Raw genomic sequence first — 6,437 nt, forward strand, 5'->3', positions numbered from 1 at the left:
CTCCGGGGCCGCCCCTGGGCTACGCTCCCGGGCCGGAGCCACCGCCACCGGCCCGGCGCCAGACCCCACGAACCGGTACAGATCGCAGGTAACGGATACTTGGTCGGTTGGGGCCGACGTTCCCGGAACGGTACGCGGCGACTCCCCGACAGAGCGTGACAATCGGCGGAAGGGCAAGACCTCGTGGCAAGGGTTCGAAGAGGCGTACGCGTCATGGGCGCCGTGCTGGCTGCGGTGCTCGGCGCCTCCCTCGCGGGGTGCAGCAGCACCGGAGGCAAACGTGCCGAGGACGCACGGGCGGCGCAGGCCGCCGGTGGCAAGGCGGCGGTGAACACCCCCAGGTGGACCTTTGCGATGGTCACCCACTCCGGGGACGGCGACACCTTCTGGGACATCGTCCAGAACGGCGCACAGCAGGCCGCGGCCAAGGACAACATCAAGTTCGTCTACGGCCACGACAAGGAGGCCCAGCGGCAGAGCCAGCTGGTGCAGTCCTACATCGACCAGAAGGTCGACGGTCTGATCGTCACCCTCGCCAAGCCCGACGCCATGAAGGACGTCGTGGCCAAGGCGGAGAAGGCCGGGATCCCGGTGATCACGGTGAACTCCGGCGCCGAGGACTCCAAGAAGTTCGGCGCGCTCAGCCACATCGGGCAGGACGAGACGGTCGCCGGTGAGGCGGTCGGCGAGGAGCTGAACCACCGCGGCCGCAAGAAGGCCCTCTGCGTCCTGCACGAGCAGGGCAACGTCGGCCACGAGCAGCGCTGCGACGGCACGAAGAAGGCGTTCAAGGGCGAGCTGGAGAAGCTGTACGTCGAGGGCACCAACATGCCGGACGTGCAGTCGTCCATCGAGTCCAAGCTCCAGGCCGACCCGTCGATCGACGCGGTCGTCACCCTCGGCGCGCCCTTCGCGCCCACCGCCGTCAAGGCCAAGGAGCAGGCCGGCAGCAAGGCGGAGGTTGACACCTTCGACCTCAATGCGCAGGTCGCCGACGGTCTCAAGGACGGCTCGCTCGGCTTCGCCGTCGACCAGCAGCCCTACCTCCAGGGGTACGAGGCCGTCGATCTGCTGTGGCTGTACAAGTACAACTCCGACATGCTCGGCGGCGGCAAGCCGGTGCTCACCGGACCGCAGGTGATCACCAAGAAGGACGCCGCGGCGCTCCAGGAGTACACGAAGCGGGGCACCCGATGAGCCCGGCCGGAACCGGTGCCTCCACCACCCTCGCGGACGCGGCGTCCGGCGATGAGCGGCTGCTGCGCCGCTCCCCGCTGCACCGTCTGATGGGCCGCCCCGAGCTGGGTTCGGTCGTCGGAGCCGTCGCGGTCTTCGTCTTCTTCGCCTGCGTCGCCGAACCCTTCCTGCGCGCCTCCAGCCTCTCCACTGTGCTGTACGCCTCGTCGACGATCGGCATCATGGCGGTCCCCGTCGCGCTGCTGATGATCGGCGGGGAGTTCGATCTGTCGGCCGGGGTGATGGTGGTCAGCTCGGCGCTGATCTCGTCGATGTTCAGCTACCAGATGACCGCCAACACCTGGGTCGGTGTCGGGGTGTCGTTGCTGGTCACGCTGGCCATCGGGTTCTTCAACGGCTTTCTGCTGACCCGTACGAAGCTGCCCAGCTTCATCATCACGCTCGGTACGTTCTTCATGCTGACCGGCCTCAACCTCGGCTTCACCAAGCTGATCAGCGGCACCGTCTCCACGAAGACCATCGCCGACATGGAGGGCTTCGACTCCGCCCGCGCCGTCTTCGCCTCGCATCTGACGCTCGGCGGCGTCGACATCCAGATCACCATCCTGTGGTGGCTCGTGCTGGTCGCCGTCGCCACCTGGATCCTGCTGCGCACCCGCGTCGGCAACTGGATCTTCGCGGTGGGCGGCGGCGACGACGCGGCCCGCGCGGTCGGCGTCCCGGTCGTCAAGACCAAGATCGGGCTCTACATGGGCGTCGCCCTCGCCGCCTGGATCTCCGGCCAGCACCTGCTGTTCTCGTACGACGCGATCCAGTCCGGCGACGGCGTCGGCAACGAGTTCCTGTACATCATCGCGGCGGTCGTCGGCGGCTGTCTGATGACCGGCGGCTACGGCTCGGCGATCGGCTCCGCCGTCGGCGCGTTCATCTTCGGGATGACCAGCAAGGGCATCGTCTACGCACAGTGGAACCCGGACTGGTTCAAGTTCTTCCTCGGGGCGATGCTGCTGCTCGCCACACTGCTGAACGCCTGGGTGCGCAAACGGGCGGAGGAGAAGGCATGACGGCGCTCGTCGAGCTGGCCGACGTCAGCAAGTTCTACGGCAACGTCAAGGCGCTGGAGGGCGTCTCGCTGGAGGTGCACGCCGGGGAGATCACCTGCGTGCTCGGCGACAACGGCGCCGGTAAGTCCACCCTCATCAAGATCATCGCGGGGCTGCACCAGCACGACGCGGGCACCTTCACCATCGACGGGGAGGAGACCCGCCTGGTCAACCCGCGCGACGCCCTCGACCGCGGTATCGCCACCGTCTACCAGGACCTCGCCGTCGTCCCGCTGATGCCGGTCTGGCGGAACTTCTTCCTCGGCTCCGAGCCGACCCTGGGCCGCGGCCCGTTCCGCCGCCTGGATGTGCGCACCATGCGCGAGACGACCCGTAGCGAACTGCTGCGGATGGGCATCGACCTGCGCGACGTCGACCAGCCCATCGGCACCCTCTCCGGCGGTGAGCGGCAGTGCGTCGCCATCGCCCGCGCCGTCTACTTCGGCGCCAAGGTCCTCGTCCTGGACGAGCCGACGGCGGCGCTCGGCGTCAAGCAGTCCGGCGTCGTCCTGAAGTACGTCGCAGCCGCCCGGGACGCCGGGCTCGGCGTGGTGTTGATCACCCACAACCCGCACCACGCCTACCTCGTCGGGGACCGCTTCGTCCTGCTCAAGCGGGGGGCGATGGCCGGTAGCCACGCCCGGTCGGAGATCTCGCTGGAGGAGCTGACCCGCCAAATGGCGGGCGGCAGCGAGCTGGAGCAGCTCAGCCACGAGCTGGCCCGCGAGGCACCCGGGGAATTCCCCGGGGGCCACCGCCCCGGCTGAGCACGCCGGGGGGCGCGCGGCGCATGCGCCCGCGCCCCCACGCCGCGGTGCGCCGGACCTGGCCGGTGATGCACAATCGCACCAAACCCGTGCACCCGGGGGTCTCGACGACCGGAAGGGAAGGCCCCCGCACCGCAGCCCCGGCGGAACCCCCGCCCGCAGACCGAGGCCCGACCGGCCTCCCGACCCGCAGGGACGAGACGACTCTTGCGCGCACACAGCCGACCGGGCCACCACCGCAGCCACGGCGAGGTGGGCCGATGAGCACGTACCGTGAACGCGTCCCGAGGGGGCCCGCCCGGGCGACCGTGCTGCGTACCGCCGGGACCCGCGAGCGCCGCTCGCACCTGACCGCCCCGCGGGTGCCGACCGTCGGTATCGACATCGGCGGCACCAAGGTCATGGCGGGCGTCGTCGACGCCGACGGAGCGATCCTGGAGCAGGTCCGCACCGAGACGCCGGACAAGTCCAAGAGCCCGAAGGTCGTCGAGGACACCATCACCGAGCTGGTCCTCGACCTCTCCGACCGCCACGATGTGCACGCGGTCGGCATCGGCGCCGCCGGGTGGGTCGACGCGGACCGCTCCAACGTCCTCTTCGCCCCGCATCTGAACTGGCGCAACGAACCGCTCCGTGACCGCCTCGCGGGCCGTCTCGCCGTCCCCGTCATGGTCGACAACGACGCCAACACCGCCGCCTGGGCGGAGTGGCGGTTCGGCGCCGGACGCGGCGAGGACCACCTCGTCATGATCACGCTGGGCACCGGCATCGGCGGCGCGATCCTGGAGGACGGCCAGGTCAAGCGGGGCAAGTACGGGGTGGCCGGAGAGTTCGGCCATATGCAGGTGGTGCCCGGCGGGCACCGCTGCCCGTGCGGCAACCGCGGCTGCTGGGAGCAGTACAGCTCCGGCAACGCCCTGGTCCGCGAGGCCCGGGAGCTGGCCGCCGCCGACTCACCGGTCGCGTACAACATCATCGAGCGGGTCGGCGGCCACGTCCCCGACATCACCGGGCCGCTCATCACCGAGCTGGCGCGGGAGGGCGACGCGATGTGCGTCGAACTGCTCGCCGAGATCGGCCAGTGGCTGGGCGTCGGCATCGCCAACCTCGCCGCCGCCCTCGACCCGTCCTGCTTCGTCATCGGCGGTGGCGTCAGCGCCGCCGACGACCTGCTGATCGGCCCCGCCACGGACGCCTTCCGCCGCACCCTCACCGGCCGCGGCTACCGCCCCGAGGCGCGCATCGCCAAGGCGCAGCTGGGCCCCGAGGCCGGGATGGTCGGCGCCGCGGATCTCGCCCGGCTGGTCGCCCGCCGCTTCCGGCGCGCCAACCGCCGCCGGGTCGAGCGCTACGAACGCTACGAACGGACCGGCCGCCGATGACCACCCAGGACCTCACGGGCGCCGCCGCCCCGCCGCCCGCCGCCACCCCGCGGCGCGGAACGCCCCGCTGGCTGATGGCGGTGATCGTCTTCCTGCTGATCACCATCCCCGCGGGCTACATCGTCATCTCCGCGGAGCAGAGCCGCGACAGCGGCGAGATGAAGGAGGCCGAGGCCGCCGCGACGGGCCTGACCAACGCCTTCCCGTCCAAGGTGCAGCAACGGATCTACAACGTCCCGGTGCCGCTCGGCTCCACACCCGTCTACTACTACGAGACGAACTCCTGGGACACCAGCTCGCTCTACGTCCAGTTCCGGACCAACGGCGTGGGCCTGGCCCGCTATCTCAAGGAGATCGGCTCCAGCACCGACGCGCTCAAGAAGGGCGAGGTCACCATCACGCCCCGGCAGGCGGCACAGGTCGGCTGGGACTTCACCGGCGACGGCCAGTTCGCCGGTCTGCGCGAACACCGCGCCGAGCCGCAGCCCTCGCAGCAGATCACGGTGAGCTTCGACGAGCCGGGGCACCCTGTGGTGCACACCGTCTCGACCGTCACGTTCTGACCGGCGGCCGGGCCCGGCACCTGCCGCCGGTACTCCGGACGGCTGAGGCCGACGGGCGGTTGCCGCGGCGGGGCTTCCCCGGGCCGGGCGGTCGGCGATCATGTCGGGGCGCCGGGCCCGGCCCGGGTCCGGTGACCGCCGCGGCGGACGGCCCGGATCCCGAGGAACCCGATGCGCACGCTGATCAGCACCGCCTTCATCTCGCTCGACGGCGTCGTGGAAGCCCCCGGCGGCGAGCCCGGCTACCGCAACTCCGGATGGACGTTCAACGACGTCGACTTCCTGCCGGAGGCGTACGAGATCAAGCGCCGCGAGCAGACGCAGGCCACCGCGCTGCTGCTGGGCCGGGTCAGCTACCAGGCGTTCAGCCCGATCTGGCCGGACGTGGCGGAATTCGCCGGGTACCTCGCGATGCCCAAGTACGTCGTCTCCACCACCCTCACCGAGGACGACCTGGTCACGAACTGGGGCGGGACCACGATCCTGCGCTCCCTCGACGAGGTCGCCGCCCTCAAGGAGACCGCGGGTGGCCCGATCCTGGTCAACGGCAGCGCCACCCTCAACCACCACCTCTCCGACGCCGGGCTGATCGACCGCTACCACCTGCTGGTCTTCCCGCTGCTCCTCGGCGCGGGCAAGCGCCTGTTCAGCACCGCCGACCGGCCCACCCGGAAACTGCGGCTGACCGAGCACACGACGTACCCCAACGGGCTCCAGCTGAACGTCCTCGACGTGGTGCGCTGACGCTCCCGGCGCGCCCCGCGCCGCGGCCGGTCAGCGTTTCCCCGGCCCGTCCTCCGCGGACGGCACCGGGGCGGTGAAACCGGCCGCCTGCGGGTCGGTGAGCGGGGAGGCCCGCAGGTGCCGGTTCTCGGTGCGGAGGCCGTCGGCCAGGCTCAGCATGCCCTCGGTGAACTCGCCGACCTGCTGCTTCCGCATCTCCCGCAGCGTCGACTGCGCGGCGGCGACCGCGGTGACGACCATCTCCTCCAGCGACTGCGGATCCTCCGGATCGATGACGGACGGGTCCACCCGCAGCGAGGTCAGCATCCCGTCGGCGTCCACCTTCGCGGTCACCAGCCCGCCACGCGCATGCCCGGTCATCTCGCTGTCCTTGAGCCCGCCCAGACCGGCGAGGTTCCCCTGGAGGTCACGCATCCGCCGGGTGAGCGCGGCGATGTCGAAGGACGGGCTGTCGGCCATGGCGGGGCTCCTCGGGGGTGCGGAAGGGGACGGACCGGGCCGCGCGGCGTGCGCGGGCGCACCGCGGGCCACCGGCGGCAGGCGGCAGCGGTCCACGGCCATCCTGCGGCCCGGCCCGGCACCGGCCCAGGTCCCTGTTCGGGGGATCTCCGCCTCCGGCACGGCGGCGCAGCCACGAGGCCGGGCCGGGGCGCTCCCCGCGGAGCGCCCCGGCCCGCCCGG

General features: G+C 71.3%; 7 protein-coding genes. 6 read left to right on the top strand and 1 reads right to left on the bottom strand.

Going from position 1 to position 6,437, the window contains the following annotated elements; all coding sequences use genetic code 11:
• The first annotated feature begins 213 nt into the window (after window positions 1–213).
• From IF23_RS0105155 to IF23_RS0105180, 6 genes are all read left to right on the top strand, one after another.
• Complete coding sequence (locus IF23_RS0105155) at window positions 214–1,197, top strand: sugar ABC transporter substrate-binding protein (RefSeq protein ID WP_107126874.1); 984 nt, start codon at window positions 214–216, stop codon at window positions 1,195–1,197.
• On the top strand, window positions 1,194–2,261 hold the full coding sequence (locus IF23_RS0105160; protein WP_030280282.1) for an ABC transporter permease: 1,068 nt from the start codon (window positions 1,194–1,196) through the stop codon (window positions 2,259–2,261). The genes IF23_RS0105155 and IF23_RS0105160 overlap by 4 nt, the downstream gene beginning before the upstream one ends.
• On the top strand, window positions 2,258–3,067 hold the full coding sequence (locus IF23_RS0105165; RefSeq protein WP_030280284.1) for an ATP-binding cassette domain-containing protein: 810 nt from the start codon (window positions 2,258–2,260) through the stop codon (window positions 3,065–3,067). Before IF23_RS0105160 ends, IF23_RS0105165 begins: the two co-directional genes overlap by 4 nt.
• A gap of 260 nt (window positions 3,068–3,327) precedes the next feature.
• Window positions 3,328–4,449 (top strand): ROK family glucokinase, encoded by a 1,122-nt coding sequence (locus IF23_RS0105170; protein ID WP_030280286.1) that lies wholly within the window; start codon window positions 3,328–3,330, stop codon window positions 4,447–4,449.
• Window positions 4,446–5,012: a hypothetical protein gene (locus IF23_RS0105175; RefSeq protein ID WP_051739241.1), complete on the top strand. Its 567-nt coding sequence runs from the start codon at window positions 4,446–4,448 to the stop codon at window positions 5,010–5,012. Before IF23_RS0105170 ends, IF23_RS0105175 begins: the two co-directional genes overlap by 4 nt.
• Window positions 5,013–5,183: 171 nt before the next feature.
• Window positions 5,184–5,756, top strand: coding sequence for a dihydrofolate reductase family protein (locus tag IF23_RS0105180; protein ID WP_030280291.1), 573 nt, complete (start codon window positions 5,184–5,186; stop codon window positions 5,754–5,756).
• A gap of 30 nt (window positions 5,757–5,786) precedes the next feature.
• Here the strand turns inward: IF23_RS0105180 and IF23_RS0105185 are convergent, their stop codons facing one another.
• Window positions 5,787–6,215 carry a YbaB/EbfC family nucleoid-associated protein gene (locus IF23_RS0105185; RefSeq protein ID WP_051739242.1) on the bottom strand — a complete coding sequence of 143 codons (429 nt, stop codon included), beginning with the start codon at window positions 6,213–6,215 and terminating at the stop codon, window positions 5,787–5,789.
• Between the last annotated feature and the right edge of the window lie 222 nt (window positions 6,216–6,437).

The sequence above is a fragment of the Streptomyces catenulae genome (assembly GCF_000718015.1).
GTDB lineage: Bacteria > Actinomycetota > Actinomycetes > Streptomycetales > Streptomycetaceae > Streptomyces > Streptomyces catenulae.